Origin of the sequence: Planococcus lenghuensis, assembly GCF_001999905.1 — a bacterium.
GTDB lineage: Bacteria > Bacillota > Bacilli > Bacillales_A > Planococcaceae > Indiicoccus > Indiicoccus lenghuensis.
This window is the reverse complement of record NZ_CP019640.1, coordinates 1,547,482-1,562,353: the sequence shown is the minus strand read 5'-3', so window position 1 is coordinate 1,562,353 and position 14,872 is coordinate 1,547,482. Positions and strand designations below refer to the sequence as shown.

Genomic DNA, 14,872 nt, shown 5'->3' with positions numbered 1-14,872 from the left:
TTTACCACCTCTAATTTAATCAATATCCTGCAATTAAATACAGTCTTAATGTAAAGGTTTTCATAGGTTTCAACGCAAGAGCAGTGCAAATACTTGCAAAACCTTGCAATTCTTTGCAAAGTCATGCGAGACCGTGTTTTTCAAGTTTGTAATAGAGTGACCGGAGCGAGATATCGAGCTGGCGTGCTGCTTGGGTTTTATTGCCTTCACATTCCTCCATCGTATGCTCGAGGATTCGCCGTTCCACCGTATCCATCTGCTCCTGCAGCGGTACGGCAGTTTGCAATTGAAGCGCTGCCCCCTGCTGCTTTTCATCACCTTTAATCATGTTAAGCGGGATGTGCCGGTCAGTCATGATGCTTTCCTGCGCCGGCATGAAAATCATTGCCCGACTGAGCACATTCTCAAGTTCCCGGACATTTCCGGGCCAGTCATAAATCTTCAGGAGCTGGACTGCCCGGTCGGACAGCGCCTGGATATTGCGGCCGTACTCCTGATTGAGTTTCAAGAGCAGCCGGTCAGCGATGAGGGGAATGTCCTGCTTCCGCTTTTTGAGCGGCGGCAGATGGATCGGCATGCGGTTGAGCCGGTAATACAAGTCTTCCCGAAAAGTCCCTTTCAGCAGGGCCTGTTCCATATTTATGTTCGTTGCAGCAATCACGCGGACATTGATCGGTATTGGTTTTGTGCCCCCGATCCGCAACACTTCATGTTCTTCCAGAACGCGCAGTAATTTTGCTTGGGCCGCAAGTGATAACTCCCCGATTTCATCAAGAAAGATACTGCCGTTGTCCGCTTCTTCAAACATCCCTTTCCGGCTGCTCCGGCTATGGTCGAACGCCCCTTCTTCAAAACCGAACAACTCGGTTTCAAGCAGTTCTTCTGTAAGCGCGGCGCAATTAACCCGGATGAACTTATTGAATTTACGGCCGCTCGCTGAATGGATCGCATGAGCAAATAATTCCTTCCCGGTGCCTGACTCTCCGCGGAGCAGCACGATCGCCTGGGTTTCCGCGGCCAGTTTCGCCTGTTGGAGCGACAGCTGCAATTCGGCAGACTGACCAATGATGTCGTTGAATGTATACTTTGTCTCCAATGTCCGGATGATACTCCGGGCCCGGTCAAGCTCTTTCATCAGCGTCCGGATTTCTGTCATATCATGGATGACACCGACGCTTCCTTTCAGCTTTCCACCCACTATGATAGGTGCTACATTGACGATCACATCCCGTTTGGCCGGTCCCACTTTCATATTAACGCCGCGAATCGGCTTGCGCTGCTGGAGAGCTTTCATGTGCATGCTTTCACCTTCCGTGATGTCTGCAGTCGCCGGCTGGCCGATCACAGCTTCTGTCTCCAAACCTGTAATGCGGGTATACGCAGGATTGATCAGCAGTCCGTTGCCATTTTCATCCACTACAGAAATGGCATCATCACTCGACTGAATGATCGCTTCAAGCATTGTCTGAATCTCTTTCATGTTCGTGATTTCTTCAGCAAGCGTCACCACTTCCGTGATGTCTTTGAATACGGAAACCGCACCAAACACTTCTCCTTGTTCATCGATCATCGGAAAGCGGGATGACACAATGCTGATGCCCGTTCCAAGCTGCAGCTTTTTGTTGATTTCCGTCCGGCCGGATTCCATGATCCGGGGCAGGCTGCTTTCCGGAATGACCTCATAAATCGGCTTGCCGAGCGCTTCTTCAACGGATACGCCTGTCATTCTGGCAGCGCTTTTATTGATGAACGTAACCTTGCGCTTTTTATCAATGCCAATCATGCCCTCTTCAATGGAATTAAAAATCGTGTTCGTTTTATGGGCTTCTTCACTTAGCCTCGTGATGAAATGCTCTTTTTCTGTCAGCAATTTGAACAGCACGGTGGCAATGCTTCCAGGAATCACGACCGATTCTGCCGGAAAATAATTCACGAGCTCCTGCTGCATCCGCCCGTTACCTGTCACATTAAAGACAATATCCACTCGGTCACCGGTCGCTTCTGTGAAATCGGTGAATACCGGAATTCCATTTTCCCGGGCAGTTTGAGGCGCCGGAGCTTTTAAATCCTTATCCACTACGCCGACCACCGTCAAATACTCTGATTCCAAAAGCAAGTTTAAAATCGCAGAACCGCCACTGCCTCCGCCAACAATCAATACATTTTGCAAATTTGTTCATACCCTTCTGTTAAGCGTGCAATAACATGCAAGTCAGTTTCAGCATAGCGCAGTCAACTTCTCTTGACAACTATGGACTAAGGGGGAACAATATGGATAGAAGGAGGAGAATCATGGCCAGATTCTTAGCATTTCTTGTCCTGCTTATTCCGGGCATCATGGCAGCGGCAGGGATCAAATTCATGCGAGATACCTTATTCGCCGATCTGCTTGCTCCATTTCCGGCATTGTGGCTGCAGTTCATCACGGGTGCACTTTTCCTGACGGTAAGCCTCTGGTTTTTTGCAGGATTTTTGCTGCACCGGGACCGCAAACGCGGAAAAGTCCAAAAGCGATTTGTGAAATAATATAATGCGCACATATTCAACAGCACAACAGAGCCCCGTTCAAATCGATCGATTTGAACGGGGCTCTCTTTTTCATGGCTTAACTATGTATTAATTTCTTTCGGGCAAATCCCCGGTAACGGGTCCCTTGGAATCGCAGTTCTCCTTGGTCGCCTTCGATAAGCTGTCCGCTCTCCCGGCCATTCACTCTGAATTCAAGCCGATCCCCCTCGCCGGTTTTGAATGTGACGTAGTATATACTCCGAGCCTGCGTTTCGCCGCCTCCTCGCACATCCGTCCTCTTCGTCGCCACCTTCGCTTCTTTCACTTGCTCCGGCTGTGCGTTATTGCGCGACCATGTCACAATCCCTTTCATCGCCATGAATGCAATAACACTTATTACGATAATGAAGATTGCCGCAATGAAAATCGGGGCGCTTTGAAAAAGAAATCCACTAAATCCGTCTGACACCGTCTTTCACCTCCTGTTATTTCCATTATAGCGGCTGGTTTTGCTGCTTTACACCTTAGTTTGGGGTTGATTTTTATTTTACCTTTAGTAATTTCGTACTTTTTTTAAAAGAAAAAGAAAAAGACTGCCGGCAGAAAAGCCGGCAGTCTAACCCCATAGGAGAACATCAGCGATAGCTGCCCATTTCGGAACTGATCTGATCCGTGACCATCGCGATAAATTCCGAATTGGTCGGTTTGTTCTTCAAATGAATGGCATCATAGCCGAACAGTTTCGACAGCTGGTCCATATCCCCTCTGTTCCACGTCACTTCGATGGCGTGGCGGATGGCCCGCTCGACTCGCGGAGCAGTTGTTCCGAAGCATTCAGCAACTGACGGGTACAGCACTTTTGTAACCGAATTGAGCACAGCAGGGTCCGCCAGCCCGAGTTCTATCGCTTTCTTCAGGTAGGCATAGCCTTTAATATGCGGTGGCACACCGATTTCTTTCACCCGGTCTGTTATCAGTTTATCGAGCAGAGACGGTCCGGCTTCCCTGCCGGTCCGTGCCCCTTTTGCAGCGTGCTTAATCTGCACCCCCAGGCGATCCATCTCAAATGGTTTCAGCATAAAATAAGCGGCTCCGTTTTCCGCCGCCTGGCTCATGACGCTTTCCTGGCCGAATGCTGTCAGCATGATCACCTGAAGATCGGATAAACTGCCGTCTCCCTGAATGGCATCCAGTACAGCGATGCCGTCCAGATAAGGCATAATGACATCAAGCAGCAGCACATCGACCTGCTGCTCCCCCAGGTGCTTAATACACGTTTTCCCATTATGCGCTATGAAACTGACTTCCATTTCCGGATGGCCTTCCACATACTCTTTGATCAGCGCCGCGAGTTCGCGGTTATCGTCCGCTATTCCTACCCGTATTTTACTCATGCTATTCCTCCACGTCTCACATCGTTCCGGCTGCCGCCCGCATGCCTGACTTCCGCTCGTCTGCCAGTGTCAGCAGCTCCTCGGCATGCTGCAGCGTCAATTCGGTAATTTCTGCCCCGGACAGCATGCGGCTCATTTCTTTTGTCCGTTCCGCACCGTCCAATTCTTCCACAGAAGTCACAGTCCGCTCCTGTTCCACTTTTTTCTCGATGAATAAATGCTGATCTGCCATAGCGGCCACTTGCGGTAAATGAGAAATACACAATACTTGGGAATGCATGGAGATGGCTGCAATCTTCTCGGCAATCGCCTGAGCCACCCGGCCGCTCACGCCCGTATCGACTTCATCAAAAATGATGGAGGTGATGCCTTGGTGCCGGGAGAAAATGGTTTTCAAGGCAAGCATCATCCGGGATAGTTCGCCGCCGGATGCCACTTTCGTCAGCGCCTTCAACGGCTCTCCGACGTTTGTTGAAATCCGGAACGAGATGGCGTCCCGTCCATTCCGGTCGAATTTGCCTTCCGGCAGCTCATCAAATTGCACTTGAAATGCCGCTTTTCCCATATGAAGAGCCGTCAATTGCTCCATGATGGCGCTCTCCAGCTCTTTCGCTGTCTTTTTCCGGAGCACGGTCAGTTCTTCCGCCTCAACGGTCAGATCCGCCGCCAATTGGCTCAGCCGTTCCTGATCCAGCTGAATCCGTTTATCCCGATTGACAAGCCGGTCAAGTTCATCGGCCTGTTTGTCCGCATATTGCAAGATCTCTTTAATTGAAGCCCCGTATTTCCGCTTGAGTGACTGGATCGCTGATAGCCGGTCTTCGATTTCATTCAGCCGCTCGGGATCGAATTCCATGGAATCCAGTGAGCGTTTGACGACGGTTGCTGTGTCCTGAATCTGATAAAAGGCACCGGAGAGCGATTCGGCGGTCTCCTGGAACTCGTCATCGACCGCTGCCGCATGTTCAAGTTCCGACATGGCGTTGCCGATCCAGTCCAGCCCTTTGGATTCCCCTTGGATCGCTTCATAGGCTTGCGACAGGCCTTCATAGATTCTCGTGAAGTTCTGCAGCCGCTTGCGGTCAGCAAGCAGCGTTTCTTCTTCGCCCGGCTGAAGGCCGGCCGCATTTATCTCATCCAGCTGGAATGTCAGCAAATCGATACGCTGGGCGATCTGCTGTTCGTTCTCATTATAGGAAGAAAACTCCCGCTTCAGTTTCATGTAATTATCGTACGTCTTCGTATAGCTTTCCTTCGCCTGGTCCAGCCGTGAACCGGCGAATTGGTCAAGCAGCCGGATGTGCTTTTTTTCATCCATGAGTTCCTGCGTTTCATGCTGGCCATGGATATCAATGAGGGCCGCCCCCACTTCCCGCAAAATCGCGATGGTGACGAGCTTGCCGTTCACCCGGCAGACCGTTTTCCCTTTGTCATTGATTTCCCGGCGGAGCAGGATATCGCCGTCCTCATGCGGAATGCCGAACTCCTCCAGTTTACTGAATACCGGATGGCTGTCCGTCTCGAGTGAGAACAATCCTTCAATTTCCGCCTTTTTCGCACCGTGGCGGATGAATTCCTGGCTGCCGCGTCCGCCGGCCAGCAGCTGGACCGCATCGATGATGATCGATTTACCGGCTCCTGTTTCACCTGTCAGCACGGTCAGCCCGTCTGTGAATCCGACAGACAGCTCCTGGATAATTGCGAAATTCCGTATATCCAATTCCCTGAGCATGAATTCCTCACCTTTCCCGCTTAAAGCATTTCAATAAGCCGCTGTTTCAAAGGTTCCCGTTCATCCTGTGTCCGGCAAATAATCAGGCACGTATCATCGCCGCAGATCGTGCCGAGAATTTCTTCCCAGCCGAGCAGATCGATCAATGAGCCGATGGCATGCGCGTTACCCGGCAATGTCTTCATCACCAGAAAATGATTTGCGCCATTGATACTGACGAACGCATCCGTCATTGCCCGGTGCAGTTTCTGCTCGGGATTGAACCGCTGATCCGCCGGCAGGCTGTATTTATAGCGTCCGTCCTGAAGCGGCACTTTCACTAAATGCATTTCTTTGATGTCCCGGGATACTGTTGCCTGTGTGACATCGTATCCGGACGATTTCAACTGGTGGACAAGATCGTCCTGTGTCTCAATTTCCATATTCGAGATGATATCCCGTATTTTAATATGACGCTGTCCCTTGTTCATGTAATTCCTCCGAAAATGAATAATTATACAGTCCTTTATTCATCTTAACGTGTCCTATGTGGAAATACAAGAAAACATATTTCGTTTGAACCGGGTTGCTGTACAGCAGCTTCCGCCAACCGATCCTGCCAGTCGGCAAAAAGAAAAACCCGTGCTTATTCCGGCAGTCGATCTGCAGAATAAGCATAGGTTCTTTCATTCAGGAATGGCCGGTCCGGCTGGAGCGAAGCGCAAGTCCCTACAAGGCGTTATGGGCTTCGGTCACCAGGCGCCTGAATGATTCAGGCGAGCGGTCTTCAGCTTGTCCGGAACGGGTTCCTGATTTTAAATGAAAAAGAAACTCAATATTGCCTTCTCCTCCGGTGATCGGTGAATAGGCGGCATCCATTAACCCGAATCCCGTTTCTTCTGCGAAGGAGGCGATTACGGCGAGCACTTCTTCATGCACTTTCGGATCCCGGACGATGCCTTTTTTTCCGACCCGGTCCTTTCCCGCCTCGAACTGCGGTTTCACCAGGGCGATGACGTCCCCGCCCGGAACAAGCACGGTATGAAGTACCGGCAGAATCAGTCGAAGCGAAATGAACGAGACATCGATCGTGGCCACTTCCGGCAGTCCTTCTGTGAAATCTTCCGGCTTGGCGTGACGGAAATTAAAGCGTTCCATGACGGTCACGCGCGGATCCTGCCGCATTTTCCAGGCGAGCTGGTTATAGCCGACATCCAGTGCATAGCTGTGCCGCGCTCCGTTCTGCAGTGCACAGTCTGTAAAGCCGCCGGTCGATGCACCGATATCCAATAACAGCTTCCCCTGCACTTCCACATCAAAAACGTCGAGCGCTTTTTCGAGTTTCAGTCCGCCCCGGCTCACATATTTAGAGGCATTGCCTTTTACGGTGAGCGGCGAATCAGCCGGGATTTTCACTCCCGGCTTCTCCAGACGCTCTGTCTCCGTGTAGACAATGCCTGCCATGATGGCGCGTTTTGCCGCTTCTCGGGTTTCACACAAGCCCCGTTCCACAAGCAGGACGTCCACCCGTTCTTTTTTCACTTTCATCATAGCGCTTTAAATCCTGATTTCCGCTTCGGAGAGACATGGCTGCGGATGCGATCCGCCGCTTCTGTGCTCGTCAGCCCGATTTCAGCCAATAATTCTTTCACGCTGCCATGTTCAATAAATTGATCCGGAATTCCGAGCCGATCGATGACTGCGCTGTCGTAACCGTTGTCGCTGGCGAATTCCAGAACGCCGCTTCCGAAACCGCCCTCAAGCACCGCTTCTTCAATCGTCAGCACCGGCACTCCACGCTTCATGATATTATGAAGCATCGCTGTATCCATCGGTTTGATGAACCGGGCATTGACGACTTCCGCTGAAATGCCGTCCCGCCGAAGCTGTTCAGCCGCTTCTTGCGCCAAAGGAATCGTTGTGCCGAACGTCAGGATCACAGCGTCCGTCCCTTTTTCAAGCACTTCCCATGAACCGATCGGCAAAGCTTTCAATTCCGTATCCATCGGCACACCCACTCCGTTTCCTCTCGGATACCGGAGAGCGATCGGGCCGTCATTGTAATCAATCGCTGTTTTAACCATGTGCTGCCCTTCGTTCTCATCTTTCGGCATCATGATCACCATATTCGGCAGCGGGCGCAGAAACGCAATATCAAACACGCCCTGATGGGTTTCTCCGTCTGCTCCGACCAATCCAGCCCGGTCAATGCCGATGAAGACGTTCAGATTCTGCCGGCTGACATCATGCAGCATCTGGTCGTAAGCCCGCTGAAGGAAGGTCGAATAGATCGCCAGGAACGGTTTCATTTCCTGGGTAGCGAGTCCTGCCGCCATTGTTGTGGCATGCTGTTCGGCAATCCCGACGTCAAACATGCGATTCGGGAATTCGGAAGCAAACCCTTCAAGCTTGGAACCGACCGGCATTGCCGGTGTGATTGCCACGATTCGCCCGTCAGTGCGGGCAAGTTTCCGCACAGTTTCTGCAATAAGCCCGCTCCACGATGGTGCTTTAGCCGCTGATTTTTCAAAGTCGCCGGTATCTGTTTTATAGGGCCCGGTTCCGTGCCATGTGCCGATTTTGTCGTTTTCAGCCGGCTGATAGCCCTTGCCTTTTTTCGTAATGACATGCAGAAGGACAGGTCCTTCCACTTTTTTGGCATATTCCAGGTTCGCTTCAAGGTCTTCGAAATCATGGCCGTCGATCGGTCCGAGATACGTAAACCCGAGCTCTTCAAAAAACACGCCGGAAACAAGCAAATACTTCAGGCTGTCTTTTACCCGTTCAGCTGTCTGTGCCAGCTTTCCGCCGACAGCCGGTACTTTTTTCAGCAAATCTTCCAGTTCATCTTTGGCTTTATTGTACTTGCCGGCTGTGCGAAGGCGGCCGAGTACGTTGTGAAGCGCGCCGACATTCGGCGCGATCGACATTTCATTGTCATTCAAAATGACGGTCATGTTCGTCTGTTCATGACCGATATGATTCAGCGCTTCAAGCGCCATACCGCCGGTCAGCGCGCCGTCTCCAATGACCGGAATCACGTGATTGCTTTCGTTTTTGATGTCGCGCGCCGCCGCCATCCCCATTGCCGCCGACAGCGACGTGGAACTATGGCCGGTTTCCCAGACATCATGGCTGCTCTCATTGCGCTTCGGAAATCCGCATAGTCCTTTGAACTGACGCAGCGTTTCAAACTGCCCGGCACGGCCCGTCAGTATTTTATGCACATATGCCTGATGGCCGACATCCCAGATGATTTTATCCTGAGGAGAATTAAACACCCTATGCAGGGCGATGGTAAGTTCCACCACGCCAAGATTCGGACCGATATGGCCGCCGGTTTTGGAGAGGTTTTCAATCAGAAAGCGCCGAACATCGGCGCTGAGCTGTTCCAGCTGTTTATGATCCAGCTTTTTGACAAAAGCCGGGCTAGTTATCGATAGAAGATCCATCGCTGTCACACACCTTTAATTAAAAATTTGCCAAGTTTTATATTAACTTTATTATAACAGCGAATTTCGATTGTACAAACTGGAAGTCCCGCTTCAGCTGGTGCGGTGCACGATAAGATCCGTCAACTGCTCCAGCAGCAGATGGTCTCCCGGCAGTTTCTGAAGCGCTGTTTTTGCCGCTTCCGCATGGTGGACGAGCTTCTCCTGCGCTTTGGGCAGTGTCAGCAGACCCGGATATGTGCTTTTATCGCTCGCAGCATCCTTCCCGGCCGTCTTGCCGAGTTCTGCGGAAGAACCCGTGACATCCAGAATGTCATCCTGGATCTGGAAGGCGAGTCCGAGATGCCGGCCAAACGCTGCATACACCGGAATTTCCCCCGGCGGACAGCCGGCGAGCACAGCCCCGGCCACAATGCTGTAGGTCAGCAGCGCGCCTGTTTTCATCTGATGCACCTGTTCGAGCTCCTCAAGCGAAAGTTTTCGTTCCTCCCCTTCCATATCCAGCACCTGTCCGCCGACCATTCCTTCTGCACCGGCCGCTGTGCTGAGCAGGTCGATCAGCCGGAGGCGGTCTTCTGCCGGCACGGTTTCAAGGCGGGCAATCAGCCCGAAACTATAGGTCAACAATGCGTCGCCTGCAAGGATCGCCGCCGCTTCCCCGTAAACTTTATGATTCGTCGGCTGTCCGCGCCGCAGATCATCATTATCCATGCTTGGCAAGTCATCATGGATGAGTGAATACGTGTGGATCATCTCGATTGCGCAAGCGACTTTCAGCGCATCCGGATGCTGCACGCCTTTTTCTTCCAGAACGGCCAGCAGCAGAATCGGCCGGATGCGCTTTCCGCCGGCCTGCAGCGAATAATTCATCGACTCTTTCAGCACGGCGGGAATCGCAAGAGCCTGAATCTGACGGCCCAATTCCTCTTGAACCGCAATTTCCTTCTGCTGTCTGAATTCGGTCAGCTTCATGCTTCCCGCCCGTCCCCGTCTGCTGAAAACGGCACTTCTTTCCCGTCATCCATCATCGTGACCAGCTGTTTTTCGGCATGCTGCAATTTATCATGGCATACCTTGGACAATTCCATGCCCTTCTGATAAAGCTTCAGTGACTCCTCAAGCGGCACATCCCCCATTTCCAACCGGCGAACGATATCCTCAAGCTGTTCCATTGCTTCATTGAATAATAACTCATTTTCTGCCATGCTGGTTCGCTCCTTTATCGTCTTTTACTGTTTTTTCTTTCACTTCCGCTTTCAGGGAACCATCATGCAGCCGGATCTCCAGCTCGTCTCCTGGTTTCGCCTGATCGGCACTTTTGATCAATTCATTGTCCAAATAAGTGATGGAATAGCCCCGGTCCATGATTTTAAGCGGACTGAGGGCGTCGAGCGTCCGGATCGCTCCGGACAGCTGAGCTTTCCGTTCTCGGTGCAGCACCGCCATCTGGCGGCTGAGCCGCTTCTCCAAATAGCCAAGTTCCTGCTGCAGGCCGGTCACTTTCACGCCGGGTGACAGGCGCCCCAGCTTATAACGTAAATTGGCATATCCGTCCTGCTGTTCGCCCAAGTGCTGCTGCATCGCGCGTCTCAATGCATCTTCTGCCCGGTCTGCCCGCTCGATGAACGGCCGGTACAGCCGGTCGGGATGCGCGAGCGGAAAAGAAGATCGGAGCCGGTCGAGCGCTTTGTGCTCCTGCTCAAGTCGGGCAGCCGATTGCTTATACAACCAGCTCTTCGCGCCCAGGAGCCGTTCAAGCAGCTCCTGGCGGCTCGGAACGGCAAGTTCTGCAGCGGCAGTCGGCGTCGGTGCCCGCAGATCAGCTGCAAAATCAGCGATCGTTGTATCCGTTTCATGGCCGACTGCCGAGATGACAGGTATGCGGGAGTCCACGATGGCACGGGCCACCGCTTCTTCATTGAACGCCCACAGATCTTCAATCGATCCCCCGCCGCGCCCGGCGATGATCACGTCATGGCCGTTACGGTTCGCCGCCTGAATGGATCCGACAATTGACGCCGCCGCTTGGCCGCCCTGAACGAGTGTCGGATAAATGATGACCTTCGCAAGCGGATAGCGCCGGTTCAGCGTTGTAACAATATCCCGAACGGCCGCTCCGGTCGGCGCTGTAATGACCGCGATTTCTTTCGGGAAGCGCGGCAGCCGCCTCTTTCGTCCCGCTTCGAACAGTCCTTCTTTCGCCAGCTTTTCTTTCAGCTGTTCGAATGCCAGGTAATAATCCCCGATGCCGTCAGCCTGCATAATCTGGGCGTACAATTGGTATTGGCCGCTCGTTTCATACACCGTAACATCGCCGCGGATCAGTACCGTCATTCCGCTTTCAGGCCGGAACTTCACTTTATTCGCCTGAGCCGCGAACATGATGCCGGACAGCCGCGCCGCATTGTCTTTCAGCGTAAAATAAATATGGCCGCTCGTATGGATTTTAACATTCGACAGTTCACCTTTTATATGAACATCCCGAAGGTAAGGATCTGCATCGAATTTGCGCTTTATGTATTTTGTCAGCGCCCTGACAGATAAATAAGAATCAGCGCTCACATTGTCATCTCCTTCAGCTGAATTGGAAAAGCTGTCTTTCTTTCGAAAAACAGCCCGCTTTTTCTTATTTTACACCGTTGCCGGCTGTTTGTCCTTCAGCGGCCCACTCTGCGGAGCGGACCGTATTGTCCATCAGCATCGCGATGGTCATCGGACCGACACCGCCGGGCACCGGCGTGATAAAGGATGCCTTGTCCTGCAATTCATCAAACGCCGCATCACCGGTCAATTTGCCGTCGGTTCCGCGATTAATGCCGACATCGATGACAACTGCACCGGCTTTGATGTGATGCGCTTTCAGCATACCCGGCCGGCCGACAGCTGCAATAACGATGTCTGCCGATTGCGTATACTGTTCGAGGTTTTCGGTTTTCGAGTGACAGAACGTGACCGTCGCGTTCCGCTGCAGCAGAAGGAGACCTGCCGGCTTACCGACGATGGTGCTGCGACCGATGATCACCGCGTGCTTTCCTGCCGGATCGATTTCATAATAATCCAGCAGCCGCATGATGCCGTTCGGTGTGCACGGGACGAATCCGTCTTCACCGATCAGCAGGCGACCGGCGCTGATCGGATGAAAACCATCCACATCCTTCGTCGGATCAATGGCTAAAATCACATGGGTTTCATCAATATGGGCCGGCAGCGGAAGCTGGACGAGAATGCCGTGGATGCCTGGATCCCGGTTCAGCTTATCAATTGCTGCCAGCAAGTCTGTCTCTGACAGCGTGTCCGGAAATTCCAGAAGATCAGAGCGCATGCCGAGTTTCTCGCAAGTCCGCTGCTTGCTTTTGACATATGTCTGCGATGCCGGATCTTCTCCAACAAGAATGACGGCAAGACCCGGTGTCACACCTCGGGCAGCCAGTTTTTCCACCCGTTTCCCGACGTCTTCCCGTATAGCCGCCGCCACTTTTTTGCCATCCATCAGTTTCGCTGTCATCCTTGTTCCTCCCTCAGTCGGTGATTCCCTTATCGGTGAATTTCGAAAGTACCCCATTGACAAATTTCGGCGACCGATCATCCCCGTAAGATTTGCTCAATTCAATCGCTTCATTCAGCACGACCCGGTCCGGTGCGTCTTCAAGATATTCCAGCTCGAATACGGCAAGCCGGAGAATGGTCCGTTCCGCTTTCGGAAGCCGGTCAAGCGACCATTTCTCCAGATTGGCACGCAGTTTTTCATCAATCGCCGCCCGGTTGCGGAACGTTCCTTCCACGAGCAGATTGAAAAACTGGTCCGTCTTTCCTTCCATGATATGGTCCGTTGCTTCTTCCACTGTCATTTCAGTGCTGTCCAGCTGGAAAAGCGTCTGGAATGCTTTTTCCCGCGCTTCATGTCGTTTCATCGTGCGAACCTCATTTCCGTTCATTTTGTCCCATTATAACGTGGATTGTTCGGAAGTTCCGTGTTTAGATTGTTCAGTCAAAAAGCACTGCCTGGATGGCAGTGCCTGCTTGTTATTCAGCTTGGGGCTGCAGCTGTTCGAATTGAATGCCCGTAATGTGCACGTTCACTTCCTGCGTCTGCAGTGACGTCATATTAAACAGTGCCTGCCGGACTTGCTGCTGCACTTTCCGTGCCGTATCCGGAATGGAGACACCGTAATTGACGACGAGAAACACATCGATGGCCAGGCTGTCTTCATGCAATTCAGTCTTGACGCCTTTGCCATGCACTTTTTTGCCGAGCCGTTCCGCTACTCCGGAAGCGAAATTCCCGCGCATCGCCGCAACGCCGTTGATTTCATTTGCAGCAATGCTGGCGATGATTTCAAGCACTTCCGCTGCAGCTTCAATACTGCCGATCGGTTCCTTGCCGGCCGGCTGCTGCATTTTCACATAAGTCAGTGGTTTTTCTGCCATGGATAGCCCCCCTCTATGGATTCAGTACGTTATACTTCTCCAGGAATTTCGTATTGAAGTCGCCTGACTTGAACACTTCATGATCCATGAGCCGTGCATGGAACGGAATCGTCGTGAATACGCCTTCAACGACGAACTCGTCAAGTGCCCGTTTCATTTTGGCGACGGCTTCTTCCCGCGTATCCGCATACGTGATCAACTTGGCCACCATAGAATCGTAATAAGGCGGGATGGTGTAGCCTGGATAGACGGCTGAATCGACCCGCACACCAAAACCGCCCGGCGGCAGATACATATCGATCGTTCCGGCAGATGGCATGAAGTTCTTTTCAGGGTTTTCAGCATTGATGCGGCACTCAATCGCCCATCCCCGGAACTCGATGTCTTCCTGGGCGAATGCCAGCTTTTCACCCGATGCCACTTTCAGCTGCTGCTGAATAAGGTCGATGCCGGTAATCATTTCCGTCACCGGATGTTCCACTTGAATGCGGGTGTTCATTTCCATGAAGTAGAATTTCTGTTCGCCTACATCGAAGATGAATTCAACCGTGCCGGCTCCGCGGTAGTCGACTGCCTGGGCAGCTTTCACTGCCGCATATCCCATTGCATGCCGTATGTCCGGTGTGAGTGCAGGAGAAGGAGCTTCTTCCACAAGTTTTTGCATGCGCCGCTGAATTGAACAGTCCCGTTCACCCAGGTGGATGGCATTTCCGTAATTATCCGCCAGCACCTGGATCTCGACATGCCGGAAATCCTCAATAAATTTCTCCAGATAGACGCCCGGATTGCCAAACGCAGCAGCCGCTTCTTTCTGGGTCACCTGGATGCCTTTTATGAGTTCTTCTTTCGAACGCGCGACGCGGATCCCTTTGCCTCCGCCGCCTGCTGTCGCTTTGATGATGACCGGGTAACCGATGCCTTCAGCAATGTCGAGCGCGTCTTCCACCCCGTCCACAATGCCTTGTGAACCCGGCACAACCGGCACACCGGCTTTGCGCATCGTTTCACGGGCGACGTCTTTTGTGCCCATCTTCGATATGGCGCTTGAGGTCGGTCCGATGAATGTGATATCCACTTGCTCGCACAGCTCAGCGAAACTGGAATTCTCCGCCAGGAAGCCGTAGCCGGGATGAATGCCGTCACAATCGGTGAGCCTGGCGACTGAAATGATGTTCGAGAAATTCAAGTAGCTGTCTTTCGATGCAGTCGGACCGATGCAGTATGCTTCATCCGCCATTTGTACATGAAGGGCCTCCCGGTCTGCCTGCGAGTAAACAGCGACCGTTTTCACATTCATTTCCTTGCATGCGCGGATAATCCGCACAGCGATTTCCCCGCGGTTTGCGATGAGTACTTTCTTCAGCATGCTGATTCCTCCC

15 protein-coding genes are annotated in these 14,872 nt (G+C 52.3%); 1 reads left to right on the top strand and 14 read right to left on the bottom strand.

Annotated features, from left to right (window positions below; translation table 11 throughout):
- Positions 1 to 121: 121 nt before the first annotated feature.
- Entirely contained in the window at positions 122 to 2,170 is a 2,049-nt protein-coding gene (locus B0X71_RS07955) for a sigma 54-interacting transcriptional regulator (protein ID WP_077588916.1), read from the bottom strand.
- Between the two features lie 122 nt (positions 2,171 to 2,292).
- Here B0X71_RS07955 and B0X71_RS07950 point away from each other — a divergent pair, with 122 nt between their 5' ends.
- Entirely contained in the window at positions 2,293 to 2,526 is a 234-nt protein-coding gene (locus B0X71_RS07950) for a DUF2627 domain-containing protein (RefSeq protein ID WP_077588915.1), read from the top strand.
- Between the two features lie 79 nt (positions 2,527 to 2,605).
- On the opposite strand, the gene B0X71_RS07945 is transcribed toward B0X71_RS07950, so the two are convergent.
- The 13 genes from B0X71_RS07945 to accC form a co-directional block, all read right to left on the bottom strand.
- The gene (locus B0X71_RS07945; RefSeq protein ID WP_077588914.1) at positions 2,606 to 2,977 is read right to left on the bottom strand and encodes a DUF2500 domain-containing protein; all 372 of its coding nucleotides are present in this window, start codon (positions 2,975 to 2,977) and stop codon (positions 2,606 to 2,608) included.
- Positions 2,978 to 3,143: 166 nt separating this feature from the next.
- Positions 3,144 to 3,902, bottom strand: a complete 759-nt coding sequence (gene spo0A / locus B0X71_RS07940; protein WP_077588913.1) for a sporulation transcription factor Spo0A — start codon at positions 3,900 to 3,902, stop codon at positions 3,144 to 3,146.
- Positions 3,903 to 3,918: 16 nt separating this feature from the next.
- Positions 3,919 to 5,634 carry a DNA repair protein RecN gene (gene recN / locus B0X71_RS07935; RefSeq protein ID WP_077588912.1) on the bottom strand — a complete coding sequence of 572 codons (1,716 nt, stop codon included), beginning with the start codon at positions 5,632 to 5,634 and terminating at the stop codon, positions 3,919 to 3,921.
- 20 nt (positions 5,635 to 5,654) lie between these two features.
- Positions 5,655 to 6,104, bottom strand: coding sequence for a transcriptional regulator AhrC/ArgR (ahrC, locus tag B0X71_RS07930; RefSeq protein WP_077588911.1), 450 nt, complete (start codon positions 6,102 to 6,104; stop codon positions 5,655 to 5,657).
- Positions 6,105 to 6,342: 238 nt separating this feature from the next.
- Positions 6,343 to 7,161 (bottom strand): TlyA family RNA methyltransferase, encoded by an 819-nt coding sequence (locus B0X71_RS07920; protein WP_077590941.1) that lies wholly within the window; start codon positions 7,159 to 7,161, stop codon positions 6,343 to 6,345.
- On the bottom strand, positions 7,161 to 9,065 hold the full coding sequence (gene dxs / locus B0X71_RS07915) for a 1-deoxy-D-xylulose-5-phosphate synthase (RefSeq protein ID WP_077588909.1): 1,905 nt from the start codon (positions 9,063 to 9,065) through the stop codon (positions 7,161 to 7,163). The genes B0X71_RS07920 and dxs overlap by 1 nt, the downstream gene beginning before the upstream one ends.
- Positions 9,066 to 9,158: 93 nt before the next feature.
- Complete coding sequence (locus tag B0X71_RS07910; protein ID WP_077588908.1) at positions 9,159 to 10,037, bottom strand: polyprenyl synthetase family protein; 879 nt, start codon at positions 10,035 to 10,037, stop codon at positions 9,159 to 9,161.
- Positions 10,034 to 10,270, bottom strand: coding sequence for an exodeoxyribonuclease VII small subunit (gene xseB, locus B0X71_RS07905; RefSeq protein ID WP_077588907.1), 237 nt, complete (start codon positions 10,268 to 10,270; stop codon positions 10,034 to 10,036). Before xseB ends, B0X71_RS07910 begins: the two co-directional genes overlap by 4 nt.
- The gene (xseA, locus tag B0X71_RS07900) at positions 10,257 to 11,627 is read right to left on the bottom strand and encodes an exodeoxyribonuclease VII large subunit (RefSeq protein ID WP_077588906.1); all 1,371 of its coding nucleotides are present in this window, start codon (positions 11,625 to 11,627) and stop codon (positions 10,257 to 10,259) included. Before xseA ends, xseB begins: the two co-directional genes overlap by 14 nt.
- 64 nt (positions 11,628 to 11,691) lie before the next feature.
- Complete coding sequence (gene folD / locus B0X71_RS07895; protein WP_077588905.1) at positions 11,692 to 12,570, bottom strand: bifunctional methylenetetrahydrofolate dehydrogenase/methenyltetrahydrofolate cyclohydrolase FolD; 879 nt, start codon at positions 12,568 to 12,570, stop codon at positions 11,692 to 11,694.
- Between the two features lie 13 nt (positions 12,571 to 12,583).
- Entirely contained in the window at positions 12,584 to 12,976 is a 393-nt protein-coding gene (gene nusB, locus B0X71_RS07890) for a transcription antitermination factor NusB (RefSeq protein ID WP_077588904.1), read from the bottom strand.
- A 112-nt stretch (positions 12,977 to 13,088) separates the two neighbouring features.
- Complete coding sequence (locus B0X71_RS07885; protein ID WP_077588903.1) at positions 13,089 to 13,493, bottom strand: Asp23/Gls24 family envelope stress response protein; 405 nt, start codon at positions 13,491 to 13,493, stop codon at positions 13,089 to 13,091.
- Between the two features lie 13 nt (positions 13,494 to 13,506).
- Entirely contained in the window at positions 13,507 to 14,859 is a 1,353-nt protein-coding gene (gene accC / locus B0X71_RS07880; protein WP_077588902.1) for an acetyl-CoA carboxylase biotin carboxylase subunit, read from the bottom strand.
- Between the last annotated feature and the right edge of the window lie 13 nt (positions 14,860 to 14,872).